Source organism: Balneolaceae bacterium (assembly GCA_034521495.1).
GTDB lineage: Bacteria > Bacteroidota > Rhodothermia > Balneolales > Balneolaceae > Rhodohalobacter.
The window spans coordinates 116526-131151 of the sequence record JAXHMK010000010.1; the positions used below are offsets into that span (position 1 = coordinate 116526).

A 14626-nucleotide genomic window follows, 5' to 3' on the forward strand; every position below is an offset into this window, starting at 1 on the left:
TGAGAAAGAATCCATTTTATGAAGAATATCAATAGCCACAGAGTTTTTAAAAGAAATGAAGCTGATCTCAATCCAAGTGGCAAATATGTTGTCTACTGGATGCAAAGTACCCGGCGGTTCCACTATAATTTTGGATTAGAATATGCCGTAAGCTGGGCAAACAAGCTCAACATACCACTTCTTATTTTTGAAGCATTTTCCTGTAGCTACCGATGGGCAACAGATCGCTCTCATACATTTATGATGGAGGGAATGAGGGAACATCTCGATTTTGCGGAGGAGAATGAATTGAATTACATCACATTTTGTGAAGAAGAACCGGGCCAGATTGAGGAGATGTTTATGAAGATCAGCGAAGATGCCTCCCTGGTAATATCAGATGAGTTTCCAATCTTTATTATCAACAAGAGCAATCAGAAGTTCTCGAAAAAAGTCAAGATTCCATACATCACTGTTGACTCCAATGGACTCATCCCTTTAGGAATCACGGACAAAGATCCCTACAGCGCCTATTTCTTCAGGAAAACCATGCAGAAAAATTTTGTAGAGGCGTATACCCATCCCCCAAAAAAGAATCCATTAGACGATCTTGAAAACAATGATCCAATTGAGTTGATTTCTGAGATTGTGGATCAGTTTCCCGATGGGAAAAAAGCTTTAAAAGATATTCCTGCATTTATTAAAGGGCTTGATATCAATCATTCTGTAAAACCGATTGACTGGAAAGGCACACGACAGGCCGGTTTGGGAATGATGGGGCAGTTCATCCAACATGGGCTTTTTGAATATGGGGATAAACGAAATGATCCGGATGAGCAAAAAACGAGTCAATTAAGTCCTTGGCTTCATTTTGGTAAAATTTCCACGTTTGAAATTGTTCGGGCCATTTTAGACCATCAGCCCGAAGATTGGAGCCTGGATAAGATTACCTATAATAAAGGATCTACAGGAGGATTTTTTCATGGTAATTCGAATATTGCAGATTTTTTAGACGAATTGATTACCTGGAGAGAAGTAGGATTTCATTTTGCGCATCATCGTAGTGATTACGATCAGTTTGAGAGTCTGCCGGATTGGGCACTCAAAACAATGAATGAACATCGCGACGATCCCAGGGAATGGAATTATTCTTATGAAGAGCTGGCAGAGTCTAAAACGCACGATGAGATTTGGAATGCGGCTCAAACACAGCTTCGGGAGGAGGGAATTATTCATAATTATCTGCGAATGCTTTGGGGGAAAAAAGTGATTGAGTGGACTCCGAACCCGGAAACGGCTCTGGAATATTTGATCGATCTGAATAATACATATGCCATCGACGGCCGCGATCCTAACAGTTATTCAGGTATTTTTTGGTGTTTCGGGCGATTTGACCGGGCATGGCAAGAACGCCCCATTTTCGGAAAGCTGCGCTATATGACCAGCAAAAGTACAAGGAGAAAGGTTAAAATCGATCAATACCTGAGGAAATATGGACCGCAGAGAAATCTGTTATAATATCGCTTTAAATAACGATAAAAGGTATATATCGTTTAAATAAGCGATAATTTGAAATTATCGTAAAAAAAGACGATAATAAGGTATGGGAACTACGATAACAGGAGATATTGTCAATTCACAATCTGTAGAGAAGGCCGAAATATGGCTTGATCCTCTAAAAGAGCTGTTTTCCAGTATAGGAGAATCGCCAACTGTCTGGGAGATATACAGAGGAGACAGTTTTCAAATTGCCGTTTCACCAAAAAATTCATTGCGAACTGCTCTCATCATCAAATCCGTAATCAAAAAAATTCCTTCCAAGAAGTTAGATGTGCGGTTAGCGATAGGTATTAGTGAAGAAGATGTAGTTGCAAACCGGGTAAGTGAGGCATCCAGCGAGGCTTTTGTGTATTCAGGGCAAATGTTAGATACTTTGAAAGAGAAAAAAGTTCATCTTGGAATTAAATCACCCTGGGATGATTTTGATAAAGAATTTAATATGATTTTCAAGTTAGCACTCATCATCATGAATTCCTGGACAAATAATTCTGCCGAGGTTGCCGAACTGCTGTTTAGTGTTTCAGGAATTACTCAGGTAGAAATTGCGGAGAGGTTAGGAATTGCCCAGTCCACCGTTAATGATAGAATTAAGAGAGGAGCTATTTATGAAATTATGGAGATGGAGCAGTATTTTCGTGAAAGAATTGAAACCCAAATGCCCCGGAGTTACTAAATGATTCTTGTAAAACTAATTTTGGCACATATCATAGGTGATTTCTTTCTTCAGAGAGGAAAATGGATTGAAAGTAAGGAGAAAAAAAAATGGGCCTCGCCGTACTTGTACCTGCATGTATTTATTCACTTTGCACTGATGTTTCTCATACTGTGGGATCTGAGTGCTTTACCTGTCATTTTGTTGATTACTATTTCACACTATGTAATTGACGGATGCAAACTGACCTTTCATACCGAAGAGACAAGAGAACTTTGGTTTGCTGTTGATCAGGTAGCCCATTTTGGAGTTTTAGTTGCTGCCTGGTTCTTTTATTGGGGTGGTGGAGATGTCAGCGGCCTGAGTGATCAGTTCTGGATTCTATTGACCGGCTTATTGTTTCTTACGTATCCGGCCTCATACTTTATGCAGCATCTGATGGCTCCCTGGAGTGACCAGATAGATTCAGGCGAAAAGGAGTCTTTACAAGGGGCGGGAAAATATATCGGAATGCTTGAACGGGTATTTGTTTACCTTGCTTTGATTACAGCAAATGCACAAGTTATTGGGTTTTTACTTGCGGCCAAGTCAGTTTTTCGTTTTGGAGATTTAACAAGATCAAAGGACAGGAAACTAACTGAATACATTTTGATTGGAACATTATTCAGCTTTTTGATGGCAATTATTGTAGGGCTTCTAAGTACAAGATTGAATTATACCTGATGATTATAACTTTTTGATAAGTTCTATCACCAATTTTGCAAAATCTTCTTTCCGACTTTCAGCAGCAATTTTTACTTCTGAGTGATCTAATTTTGAAGAGCTTAATCCCGCTGCCATATTTGTAACGAGAGAGATGGCTGCGGCAGGAATTTTTAATTTTGCCGCTTCCATTAATTCAGGAGCGGTGCTCATTCCAACAACATCAACGCCTAAACGCTGAAATGCTCTGATCTCGGATTTTGTCTCGTAATTAGGACCTTTTACATACAGGTAAGTTCCACTTTGAACATTGAGTCCGATACCAGCAGCAATTTCTTTTGTTTTTTCTGCGTATGGGTACAAATTATATGAAAATTTATCGGATGGTGAAGCAGAGATTTTCTGAAAAAGTCTGAACAGATCATTTATGACCATTAAATCACCAACTGCAAAATTGGTGTTAACGGCACCGGCAGCATTAGAGATTAGAATTTTATCAACAGAAAATAGTTTGGAGAGATGAATCGGTAAAACGGTTGTTTTTAGTTCATGCCCCTCGTAGTGATGAAAGCGTCCAGAAAATACCATCACATTATTATTTTCAATGGATCCGGAAATTAATGACCCGTGATGCCCTTCTACGGTTGTTAATGGAAAACCGGGAATATCTGAGTAAGGTATTTCAACAGCATCTTGTATAAATGATGTAAATCCACTCAGTCCTGAACCCAATATAATGGAGGCTTCCATAGTTTCAGAGAAGCCATTTTTTATCAGATAATTTTTTGCAATTTCCAGTTTATCAGAACTCATCATCCTGTAATATTTTTAATTTTGTAACCTTTTGACTCATTATATGAAACCAACTTGAACAAAGGGGAGTTGGTTTCGTGATAAGTCATGATTGTGTATTCCTCTTCAAAGGCCAATTTCTGAAGCTCTTTTCGTTTTTTCATACTCTGCTCCGGTTCCTCATCATACTTTGCTTTATAATCTCTGTTAATAGCCCTTTTGGACCCTAATACATCTCCGGCCATCAGGTATTTATGGTTACCATTTTCATAAAAAAGTGCATGATGAAATTTGGTATGTCCGCCGATCTGTTCAACCCGAACATTTGGCAGAGGATTCTCACTTTTTGAGAGAAAATTCAAATTTGCTTTTGCATCCAGGAAGTGAAAAAAATCAATTTCATCCTCGCTGTACTTATCAATATTTTCCCGGAGTCGATTCCACCCATCTTTGGAAACCCAAACAGAGGCCTCGGGAAACGTTATCTCCCAAAATCCATTTTCACGATTTGCAAGTCCCGCAATATGATCAAAATGCAAGTGACTGATAAAAATATCGGTTATTTCATGATCATAAAGGGAGTGCTTCTGCAAATTATCAAGTATTGTGTTAATTGATGAATCTTCACACAACAGATCTCCAATACCGGTATCAAACAGGATATTATGATTTTCCTCCTGAATTAGAAATGGATTAATAGAGAGTTTAAGAGATCTTTTTTTAGGAGGTTCGTCTTTATCTATTTTGTGAAATACTTTATCAGTACCCACAGAAAAAGTACCCTCATACAGAGCTGATACTCTTGGTGTATTCTTCATAGATCAAAATATTCTGGGGGAGCTTACTCGTTTTCTTTATTTTCAAATTTTTCATAGGCATCAATGATATCCCGAACCAGTTTATGGCGGACCACGTCGTTTTGGTCGAGATACACAAAAGAGATTCCGTCGATATCCTGTAATATTTTTTGAATGGATACCAAGCCTGATTGATGCCTTCTGGGAAGGTCAGTTTGAGTAACATCACCTGTGATGATAGCACGGCTGTTGAAACCGATTCGAGTCAAAAACATCTTCATTTGTGTGTTGGTTGCATTTTGTGCCTCATCCAAAATCACAAATGCATTATTTAATGTGCGGCCTCTCATGTAAGCGAGTGGTGCAATTTCAATAATATTTTTTGCAAGCTGAAATTCGAGTTTATCAAACTCAATCATCTCTTCGAGAGCATCATAAAGCGGTCGCAAATATGGATCGATTTTTTCCTTCAAATCACCCGGCAGAAAACCAAGATTTTCTCCAGCCTCTACAGCGGGCCTGGCCAGAATGATCTTTTTTACCTTTCGCTCTTTCAGTGCTCGTACAGCCAACGCAACAGATGTGTATGTTTTGCCTGTACCGGCTGGACCAATAGCGAAAAGAATATCATTTTTTTCTGATGCTTTTACAATCGCGCGCTGACCGGGTGTTTTGGCCGAAATCGCTTCTCCTGTAAATGTATGGAGAATGGCATCACCGATATCGGGGTCATCGGGTGGCGACCATATTGGTGTATCTTCACCTTCCGATTTGTTTGCAAGTGCAAGAAGGGTTGAGAGATCGCTTTTCTGAATTCGCCCATTTCTCTTAGCAAGGCCAATCATCTCTTCCATAATCTCTTTTACAGTATCAACCTCAGATTCCGGACCCAAAATCTTTACTCTGTTTCCACGTGCAGTTATTTTGGTCGCAGGAAAAGCCCGGTCAAGTTGATTGAGATGTTCATCAGAAAAGCCAAGTAATACAACTGGCTCTATATCTTCAATGAAGAGTATTTCTTCCGAAATTTGCTGTGATGTATCGATAAATGCGGATGTTAAGTTAGACTATAAAGATAAGAAAGATTCAAGAAATGCTTAAACGACTCTGTCTGATCCTGAACGGGCATTTTGCAGTAATGTTGCTATACTTTTCGGGATATCTTCTGCTTTAAATACACTACTTCCCGCCACTAATACATCAACACCACTGGAAACCAGTTTTTGTGCATTTTTTGTTTTTACGCCGCCATCAACTTCTATCAAAAAGGACAATCCGATCTCTTCTCTCATCTGATATAATTTCCTGATTTTTTGATAACTGCTGTTAATAAATGATTGTCCACCAAATCCCGGGTTTACACTCATAATAAGAACAAGGTCTACATCAGCGAGAATTGGTTCCAGTAAATTAACTGATGTAGCCGGATTTATCACAACACCGGCCATGCATCCGTTATTTTTTATATTTTCAATACTTCTATGCAGATGCGGGCAGGTTTCATAGTGAACCGAAATCAAGTCGGCTCCGGCATCAGCAAAATCGTCAATGTATTGATCGGGTTTTTCAATCATTAGGTGAACATCGAGAAACAGATCAGGTGCAATGTCTCTGACAGTTTCCACAACTCCGGGCCCAAAACTTATATTTGGAACAAAGTGCCCATCCATAATATCGCAATGGATCCACTGTATTCCTTCATCTGTACAGGATTGAATCTGTTCTTCCAACCGGGAAAAATCGGCTGCAAGTATAGAGGGAGCTAATACCGGTAGGCCAACGTTCATTGTTTCAGATTTTAGGGGTTTTGGTTCTGTTGATTTACAGATGTAGAATCATCAATTATCGCGCCCGATTCAACTTCTTCGCGGGCGTCAAAACGTTCTGCAACAATTAATTGAAGCGATTCTCCTTCTGTCAGGTTCTCCTCGTCAGGACTAAATGAGATAACAGTGTTAGGAGTGTATTCACGGCTTGGTTGAAACCGAACTTCACCCACCCGAAGGCCCGCTTTGGTGATGGTTTGCTGAGCTTCAGAAAGCCTTAAACCAACTACGTCAGGCACTTCAACAATTCGAGAACCCAAACCATCACTTACTGCAAGATTAACTACAGTGCCTCGGGATACAGTATCTCCGGCAGCCACTGACTGACGTAATATAGTATTTCTAAAGCGGGAAGATTCATAACTTTTTGTTCCGACGGTTAACCCGTGATTTTCCAGTTGAATTTCTGCATTTCTGAGAGACATATTTACTACATCAGGAACAACAGTTTGAGGAGTGGTAGCAGTATTTACCGTTAGATATACTTTTCTGTTAGGCTTTACGATTTGCTGGGCAGACGGCGATTGATCTATGATAAAATCTGCCGGATAAGCTGAGTTGGCTCTGCGGTCGAGTACTTCATGACGTAAACCGTAGTCGTTAAGGAGAGTGGTGGCCTCTTCGAGTGATATTTTTGTTACATCGGGGACGGTGATGCCTTCCTTGTAATTGGTATAAGAGGGCATGATTATAAAATCGAGTAGTAATGCAAAGATAATCCCAAAAATAATGACACCTGCCAATGAGATATATAATCTACGGTCTGTTAAAGTAGATTTTAAAAAATGTTTAATGCGACTCATACCGTCTATTTAGAAACTGTATGTAAGTTGGATCTGTTTTCCAGGCATAATGCTTGAAGTAGCTTCCAATCTATTTTGTTTCATTTTGAATGTAAAATAAGCATCGAACGCAGAAAGAACATGATTAGCAATTAAAATAGATAAGAAGGTGTTACTTGTTCTGTAATCAGAATTAAACTGTTTGGCCATCTGTGCCGCCTCATAGAAAAAAGGACTGGCATAAGAACCACCTCTGTCTATCACAAATCTCTCATTGTAAAATGTTCCTGTATGTCCAATATTGTCGTGAAAATTATTATAATCTTTCCAGCCGGCCTGGTATTGGTAGTATTTTGAAATGAGCTCATAATACTGCTGACTTCCATATTCGGGCAACGTGTGCGAAAAATTATTCGTCCTGTTTTGATCGGACGTGACATATGGCGTATCCCGTTCAACCTGTCGCAGAAGATCAATGTTCACTTCATTCCAATCTTTATTCACATTAAATGAAGCTTCAGTATTTCCAAGCATCTGTCTGAGGTCATCAATGTGAGGATTATCCAATCCATTTTGTTCATGATACTGAACAAGCCAGTTGGAATACTGAACCACACTCCAGTTCCTGTTGGCATATTTTTCGTAATCTCTTTCGCCTATTCTCGCATCGTTTCTATTATCAACAAACAGGTAAACGGAGGTGGCTTCGATAGCAAAAAATAGTCCTGCTTTCCACCAGCTCCTGTTTTTAATCTGGCCTGAACCCGGAATGATTAACGAACTGAAAAATGATTGGAATATATTTCCATTACGAATAGCATATTCCTCCTGGTAATTAAGAGTTGAAGATTCACGCATAAGGACAGGAGTTATCAAATGATAGTTTTCTTGTCCACTCTGAAAATTCTTAATAACCGGTGATGATACATTGGCCGAAATTTCTTCTTGACCGTGAACAGAAAGTGGTATTAAAAAGAAAAGTGTGCCTATAAATAAAAATTTCACAACGAATTGAAATCAAAAGTTAAACCAAAGTAAAAGAGCAACTCTTTGCCGTAGGTAATGGAATTCTGCGATGATGAAGTTATAAATTGCTCTGGTAATGTAACGTTAAATCGATTGAAACCATACGTAGTAGTCGCAAAAAATTTTAACGGGAAAATATAATAACTATTTAAGGCAAACCTTAATTCTGCACCTATTCCTGTTTTCAGATTGTCTCCAATATTTAAAGGACCACCCCAGCCATTACCTGCTTCAAGAAATATATTAGCATACATTTTGTCGAGCGTGTAGGCGCCAATTTGTTGATTGATATTCCTTTTAAGAGGTGTGAGAATGGAAAATCGTCCCCAAATTGTACGTTGCCCTCCAATGGCAAAATATGGATAAGATTTCATTCCGGTTAAACCTCCTGTATAATCCAGGTAAAAATAATCTTCGGGATTGCTGAAATAACTAAATATTCTGGAAGTAAGTAATCCATTGACGTTACCCGTAATTTCACCTCCAAGCTGGCTTTTTAATTCCAGTGAATAGTTGGTTGTTTGATCATAAATGGGAGATAATGTGCCCTCTTCAATTTCAAATTCTTGTAGTAAGCGCCCGTTATCTAATTGGAATGTTGCACTGGCACGGGCTCCTTCAGGGGCGATGTCTGAATGCCGTGTGGGCATAATGGTATTGACAATATATGAGACTGAATATGATGTCCCTTTGAAATATTCTGTGGTCGATCCCGGGATAAACTCATTGATTTCATCGGAGAAGAAACCGTCTGTTGCAACACTGTAAGGAGAATAGGAAGCTCCCAGTTCCAGCAGACTCCACCGGTTTAATTTACTTCTCAGATACAAGTTTGCTTCCCAAACGTTATACCGAATATCAATTGATTTTTGAGATGGCAGACATGAGGTACATGGGAATTCTTCAATTGATGCGCCATTGCTAACATTTCGTTTTAGATTATAGAGTTCTACACTAACTGTTGGGGACCAACTTCTTTTTATGAAAGGAATGCCCTGGTGATCAATGATGAAAAACAGGTCGCGGTCCAGGTTGTTAAGCCGGTTTGGAGAGAAGAAATCAGCAAAACTATCGGTTCCAGTAGATCCCAATCCGAAGAGAGCACCCGCAAAAATACTGAGTCGTTCAGTAACATCACGAGATGTAAAATAAGCTCCCGTTTTTATGTCTCGAATAAGATTTTTGCCAAGATTACCAAATTTTCCATTCGCAATAAGCCTTGAGTTACTGCCTTTAAGCTTGGAATAGTTGTCAAAACGGATAACAGGTATGACACTTAAACCTGTGGTTGTTTGGCTGTATGGCCTCCATAGAAAAGATTCTTCATCATTCTCCACGGTCAATGTAATCTCTTCTTCCACATTGCCAAGAGTTCTCAAAGAATCGTGCATCGTTGTGAAATGTTGAGCATTATAAAAACGCTCTTTCTCATCAAGCTGGTTTTTGGAGAGCATTTTTTGTGGATACTGAGCATTCCCGTACAATTCGTTCGCATCTTCAGGATGCTTGAATTCAGGAAGTTTCATCGCAGAAATTTTGTAACCATCTGCTTTGTATTCGGAGAAGAAAAGGGAATCTCCTGTTGCAAAGGGCATAAACGCACCACCTTTCAGATCGGTAATTTTTTGAACAAACTGCCCATCTAATTCAGATCGATAAATATTAAAAATGCCATCTTGGTCAGATGAGAAGTATAGAAACTCGTTGTTTTGATCTACCCAAGGGTCTCTGAAATCAATCATTTTTTCTTCAAATACCGCATAAACCTGTTTTGATTCGATATTAAAGCGATAGATGTTGCGTTTGTCGATATCTGCCGATGCAAAGAAAATATTCTGGCCATCAGTAGACCAAACAGGGGTGTAGATTGTTTCACCATTTGAATAATTGGTGAGTCTTGTTTTTTCTTTTGATTGCGTATCAATCAGAACCAGGTTTTGAGTTCCGTTTTGAAGTTCAACTGCGGCTATTACTTCTTTTGATGGGTGCCAGGCCGGATCTTGAGTTCGGGCATCTGTTGTGATTTTTTTCTCTTCAAACGTTTCAATATCAAAGATGAAGATATCATTGTACTCCTCTCCATATCGATTCCGATCGGCTTTGCTGTAAGTTACTTTTTTTCCATCGGGAGAAAATGAGAAGCGATTTCCAATGTAATCAATCGTTATGTCCGAGAAGGAGGAGTGCTGATAAGAATCCGATTTACCTGTTTTAGATTCGGGAGTCTTGAGTTCGTTAACAACGAATGTAGAATCAGGCGTTTCCAGGATTAGAAAGGTTGTGGCATAGTCCCGGTCACGGTTTGTCAGGTAGCCAAAGGTTTTACCCTGTTTGTCGTACTGTGGATAGAAGTTAAAAAATCCTTTATCTATTACTGAATTGATTTCATTTTCGGCTAAGCCCTGAACCTGACGAGTATATTTTTGTTTTCTATCTTCAATCCAGGAATCATATAAATCCTCTCCATTTTTGCCGGTTACTGACTCCAAGACCCTGCTGAAGTTGCTTGATCCATTAGCAGATTCTTCAGATAAATCTGCAATCACATCTTCTCCAAAATGTTCTGTCAGGTATCGGGTAAAATCGAATCCCTGGTTATACACCATTTCGCGTTCAAGACTATTTTTTGAACTGAAATCACCCATCTCCTCAAAACTCAGGGCTTTCTCATTAAGAATGTTCATGCGAAGTATCATGTCCCGATGGGTGTCCCAATAATCAAAATAGATATTATTTCTCATAAACTGAGCCGTACCCTCCGAAAACCAAGCCGGAATACTTACCGTGGAAAATGGATGTGTAATGATTCCTTTAGGCGATCCATATAGAACATCCGGCCTGCGCACATCCTCGTATGATAACCATTGAAAATAGATAGATTGAATCGTTGGTGAACGTTTCATGGATGCTCCCATCTGCACGATATGGGTGAACTCATGCGTGATTACATTTCGTAACCATTGATGAGTTCCGCGAAGAGGAGTATCGAGTGGAGGGATCCAGATCTCAATTTTGTCATCAAAAAAGTAAGCTGCACCGTTGGCATAATCTTCCCTGTCTCGAAGTATAATGCTTACTTTTCGATCCGGTTCATAATCATATAGCTCAGTAATAGGGCGATAAATTTCATTGGCGATTATAGAAGCTTCGCCGGCTGTTTTCTCACTGCCTTCCTGGTAGTGGATAAGAAAATACTCTCCCTCAAGAGTGTACCAGGGAAGGTGATTATGGGGAAAATTTACCGTTGAAGGAGAAACCTGCGCCATAGAAACAGTGGGACAGAGCATCATCAGCAGGATGCCAAAAAAACAATATTTGTTCATCTGCTTCATTTATCGGGCAATGGCAATTTTAACAAGTTTATGTTCCTTTTTACCGCCGGCCTTTGCCTCAACAAGAGCATAGTAACCACCACTGGCCCAGCTTGATGTATCCAATAAGATCTCTTCCGATACATTGCCTTTGCTTTGAAGTGTTTGATCGGAAATGATGCGTCCACTCATTGTTAATACTTTGATTCGTACTTCGGCGGGCTCCCTGGTTTGGAAACGGATTTGGGTTTCATCACGCGCTGGGTTCGGCCAGTTGTAAGTTTCTTCACCATTAAGTAAAGATAGAGCAGGATTGGACGGTTCTTCTATTTTTAAAAATCCTGAGACTTTATTTGTGGTTTGATTTCCATACTTCGATCTCCATTGGATGTTCTGAATTTGTAAAAATTCCCATACTTTGAGTTCTCCAAAATGACTTACTGCAAATAATTTATCACCGAAAATGAGAGGATGAATGGGGTGGCTGTAACTTTGTTTTATACCGCCAACTAATAAGGGAAATCCTTCGGTTGGATTGCCTTCTTCGTCGAAAGCATACAGGTTCATAGAAGACTGATCGTATCCCGTAATAATTAGTTCATTATTATCATCGCCATTAATGTCTGCAACGAGTGGTGTTCCGGTAAATCTAACGTTTTGAGGGGCAGACAGCGGAAATGAAGAGAGAAAAGCACCATTCACATTTTTTGCAATCAGTTGATTGGCTGAATAATCAATAAACAGGAAATCGGGACTTCCATCCCGGTTAAAATCGGCAATTGCGGGCCATTCTATTTTTTCAGAGTCGTGGATAAAGGTTCGGGACTTGTAATCGTCATCTGGCTTAAAAAGCGATAGTTTGTCATCCTCAAATAGATAGAATAGAATTCTATTTTGAGAAGATTGTACAATCCCGGTGTATTTGCGCGAGTATTCGTCACCTTGATTTAATACATAAGTTTCAGACCCGCCCGGATATTCAATGATAAGAGAACCACTTTCAATCCTGGATTGGTAACTTCCTATTCGGTCGGAATATTGGATTGACTGATTATCCTGTAAAATCTCTTCATTCGTCAGATCGATTCGAAATGGAGTATCATCTATATCTAAAATGTTATTCTGGAATGAACTGATAAAGTCTCCGTTTGGCTGAACCTCATACGTTAAATTTTTGGTGATCTCCTGGTTCTCAAAACTGTATGTTTGAACGGTGAGTGAATTGTTTGAAAAAAATGGATTTTCAGCAATTGCAAGCCGGGTTTCATTCAAAAAAGGTTGCTGGAGAGATGAACGTTCAATGTTTGTATCGATCAATTCTCTATCACCTGGACTGTAAAACCGGATTCCATTGTATCCAGGAATCATGATCCATCCATTTTTCATGGGTTGGACAGCTAATGGGTATCGTTGCCAATATGGATCATCGGGGATGGAAGCTGTCTCTATCTGTAAATTTGATTGAGTGTCCCACAATTCATAAAGATCAGAAAACGGATTTACCGGACGGATACTGAAGTGTGCTACAGGCAGATTCTCAGAAAAATTAAAGAGTTCAAAATTTGTCGGGGAACCTGAATTACTGTTGTTAGCGGGTTTTGTGTTAGGTCCAAATCGATTTTCATAAAATTGGATGGTATCGCTCTGTGTGACAACACGGGCATTATTTCCCAACCACCAAAAATCAAAGGGGGAGCCGTTAACCTCATTTTGGGATAAACCAATCGAAGTCGGAAGGCCGATATCCTGGGCGCCGTCGGCTTCTTCAAGATCCACGCCCTTACGATCAGGGTTATTGTTGATTCCACCTTCTTCAATTTTACTATCAATAATTCCTTCATCAATGTGCCAAACTAAAATTCCTCCATTCAGCTCTCTTTCAGATCCGTCATTCTCTGTTATAATTCCGCCGGGAAGCGAAAAATCGTAGTTACTCACATCAACTACCACTCCCGGTTCCAGTAGGTTATCGAATCCAGATTCCTGGTTTATAATTGCCCCATCCTGATTTGTAAATGTTTGATTGACATAGGTACCATCCGGGCGTTTAATTGTAAAAGTTACACCATTGTTATCCGGTTCACGATGACGATTTTCAACTAAATAATATTCTTTTGCAGATATGGGGATTTTTGCAATGCTTTTATTATTGTGATTAGAAACCGCCGGAAGTGAAATCGTCGATTCTATATCTGATTCTACTAAAAATGGTGTTTCCCATCCAAGAAATGATTTTTCCCATGCTGAGATCTCAGGAGGGAAAAGGCCATTATAGGAAAAGATTCCTGCTCCGTCCATCAATCCAAAACGACCGATTCCAGATCGGCCGGTTTCTGTATTAAAAAGATCCGGCAGTCCCAGGTGGCTGCCAATTTGAGCGGTTAGCAATCCATTTATTGACAACGGCAGTATAAACTGGTTTCCAACAGCATCCGTGCCGGCCCTTGTTAAAGTTCGCGGAACAATCAACGAGTTGTCGACTAACAGATCTCCATTTTTTATTGGGAAACCACTGAAGGAGGGATCATCTAAAAAATCAGATAATGTTTGTTTACTTAGGTAGAAGGAGGGAAGATCCTGTGGAGTTTTGTCGAGGTTCGTTCCTGTTAACTCTACATCTCTGCCAATTCCAGCGTGAAAAATGACAAAGGCGATGTTATCTCCGGAATCAAATTCAGTTGATATCGTATGATTCTGTCCAACAAGTGCCCAAACATCAGAGATAAGATTTTTCATCTCAGATAGGTCTGGGTTTTCTCCAATCGGGGAATATTCAGCCATTTTTTTATTCAATATGTAGATGTCGGGTAATACTTGATAATCGACAGAAATCTGGCTGTCAGATACTTTTTCAAAGTAATTTTTAACAAACTCCAGGTGCGCTTCAAAATAGTTTTGATCATGTGGCAAAGCGTCAATATTGGTACCCGGATTTTCAAGATAGGGAATGCTGCCGGGGCTAAATGTTCCATTGCCAGATGTAAATCGATTTGTATCCGGCTGAAATTCAACCATCACACCAAGAATTTTCAGCTCACTCGGAGGTGTTTTTTTATCCGTTGATGGAAAGGAGGGGGAAAGAGAATTGAGTTTTGGTTTTACCGGATGCTGGGCCGATGATACATCAAAACAAACAAGAAATAAAAAAAGCAGTGATAAAATTAATATACCACTGCTTCTTGAAGTTAAATATGTCATT

The 14626-nt window shown here is 39.6% G+C and carries 11 protein-coding genes; 3 read left to right on the forward strand and 8 right to left on the reverse strand.

What is annotated here, in order from left to right:
* Positions 1-18: 18 nt before the first annotated feature.
* The 3 genes from U5K72_09345 (at position 19) to U5K72_09355 (ending at position 2914) form a co-directional block, all read left to right on the forward strand.
* Positions 19-1497, forward strand: coding sequence for a hypothetical protein (locus U5K72_09345; GenBank protein ID MDZ7719006.1), 1479 nt, complete (start codon positions 19-21; stop codon positions 1495-1497).
* 85 nt (positions 1498-1582) lie between these two features.
* Positions 1583-2212 (forward strand): SatD family protein, encoded by a 630-nt coding sequence (locus tag U5K72_09350; protein MDZ7719007.1) that lies wholly within the window; start codon positions 1583-1585, stop codon positions 2210-2212.
* The gene (locus tag U5K72_09355; protein ID MDZ7719008.1) at positions 2213-2914 is read left to right on the forward strand and encodes a DUF3307 domain-containing protein; all 702 of its coding nucleotides are present in this window, start codon (positions 2213-2215) and stop codon (positions 2912-2914) included.
* A gap of 3 nt (positions 2915-2917) precedes the next feature.
* On the opposite strand, the gene U5K72_09360 is transcribed toward U5K72_09355, so the two are convergent.
* The 8 genes from U5K72_09360 to U5K72_09395 form a co-directional block, all read right to left on the reverse strand.
* Positions 2918-3709 (reverse strand): purine-nucleoside phosphorylase, encoded by a 792-nt coding sequence (locus tag U5K72_09360; protein ID MDZ7719009.1) that lies wholly within the window; start codon positions 3707-3709, stop codon positions 2918-2920.
* Positions 3706-4503 carry an MBL fold metallo-hydrolase gene (locus U5K72_09365; protein MDZ7719010.1) on the reverse strand — a complete coding sequence of 266 codons (798 nt, stop codon included), beginning with the start codon at positions 4501-4503 and terminating at the stop codon, positions 3706-3708. The genes U5K72_09360 and U5K72_09365 overlap by 4 nt, the downstream gene beginning before the upstream one ends.
* Positions 4504-4526: 23 nt before the next feature.
* Positions 4527-5375 (reverse strand): PhoH family protein, encoded by an 849-nt coding sequence (locus U5K72_09370; protein MDZ7719011.1) that lies wholly within the window; start codon positions 5373-5375, stop codon positions 4527-4529.
* A 204-nt stretch (positions 5376-5579) separates the two neighbouring features.
* Positions 5580-6269, reverse strand: coding sequence for a ribulose-phosphate 3-epimerase (gene rpe, locus U5K72_09375; GenBank protein MDZ7719012.1), 690 nt, complete (start codon positions 6267-6269; stop codon positions 5580-5582).
* A gap of 11 nt (positions 6270-6280) precedes the next feature.
* Positions 6281-7111, reverse strand: a complete 831-nt coding sequence (locus U5K72_09380; protein MDZ7719013.1) for a PASTA domain-containing protein — start codon at positions 7109-7111, stop codon at positions 6281-6283.
* A 9-nt stretch (positions 7112-7120) separates the two neighbouring features.
* A complete protein-coding gene (locus tag U5K72_09385) occupies positions 7121-8095 on the reverse strand; it encodes a DUF5683 domain-containing protein (protein MDZ7719014.1) in 975 nt (324 codons plus the stop codon).
* Positions 8092-11439, reverse strand: a complete 3348-nt coding sequence (locus U5K72_09390) for a hypothetical protein (protein MDZ7719015.1) — start codon at positions 11437-11439, stop codon at positions 8092-8094. The genes U5K72_09385 and U5K72_09390 overlap by 4 nt, the downstream gene beginning before the upstream one ends.
* A 9-nt stretch (positions 11440-11448) precedes the next feature.
* Complete coding sequence (locus U5K72_09395; protein ID MDZ7719016.1) at positions 11449-14625, reverse strand: T9SS type A sorting domain-containing protein; 3177 nt, start codon at positions 14623-14625, stop codon at positions 11449-11451.
* Position 14626 lies beyond the last annotated feature (1 nt).

Excerpts from the sequence above, each read along its gene's own strand:
- U5K72_09345 (MDZ7719006.1), top strand. The coding sequence starts at position 19 with ATGAAGAATATCAATAGCCACAGAGTTTTTAAAAGAAATGAAGCTGAT.
- U5K72_09350 (MDZ7719007.1), top strand. The coding sequence starts at position 1,583 with ATGGGAACTACGATAACAGGAGATATTGTCAATTCACAATCTGTAGAG.
- U5K72_09355 (MDZ7719008.1), top strand. The coding sequence starts at position 2,213 with ATGATTCTTGTAAAACTAATTTTGGCACATATCATAGGTGATTTCTTT.
- U5K72_09360 (MDZ7719009.1), bottom strand. The coding sequence starts at position 3,709 with ATGATGAGTTCTGATAAACTGGAAATTGCAAAAAATTATCTGATAAAA.
- U5K72_09365 (MDZ7719010.1), bottom strand. The coding sequence starts at position 4,503 with ATGAAGAATACACCAAGAGTATCAGCTCTGTATGAGGGTACTTTTTCT.
- rpe (MDZ7719012.1), bottom strand. The coding sequence starts at position 6,269 with ATGAACGTTGGCCTACCGGTATTAGCTCCCTCTATACTTGCAGCCGAT.
- U5K72_09380 (MDZ7719013.1), bottom strand. The coding sequence starts at position 7,111 with ATGAGTCGCATTAAACATTTTTTAAAATCTACTTTAACAGACCGTAGA.
- U5K72_09390 (MDZ7719015.1), bottom strand. The coding sequence starts at position 11,439 with ATGAACAAATATTGTTTTTTTGGCATCCTGCTGATGATGCTCTGTCCC.
- U5K72_09395 (MDZ7719016.1), bottom strand. The coding sequence starts at position 14,625 with ATGACATATTTAACTTCAAGAAGCAGTGGTATATTAATTTTATCACTG.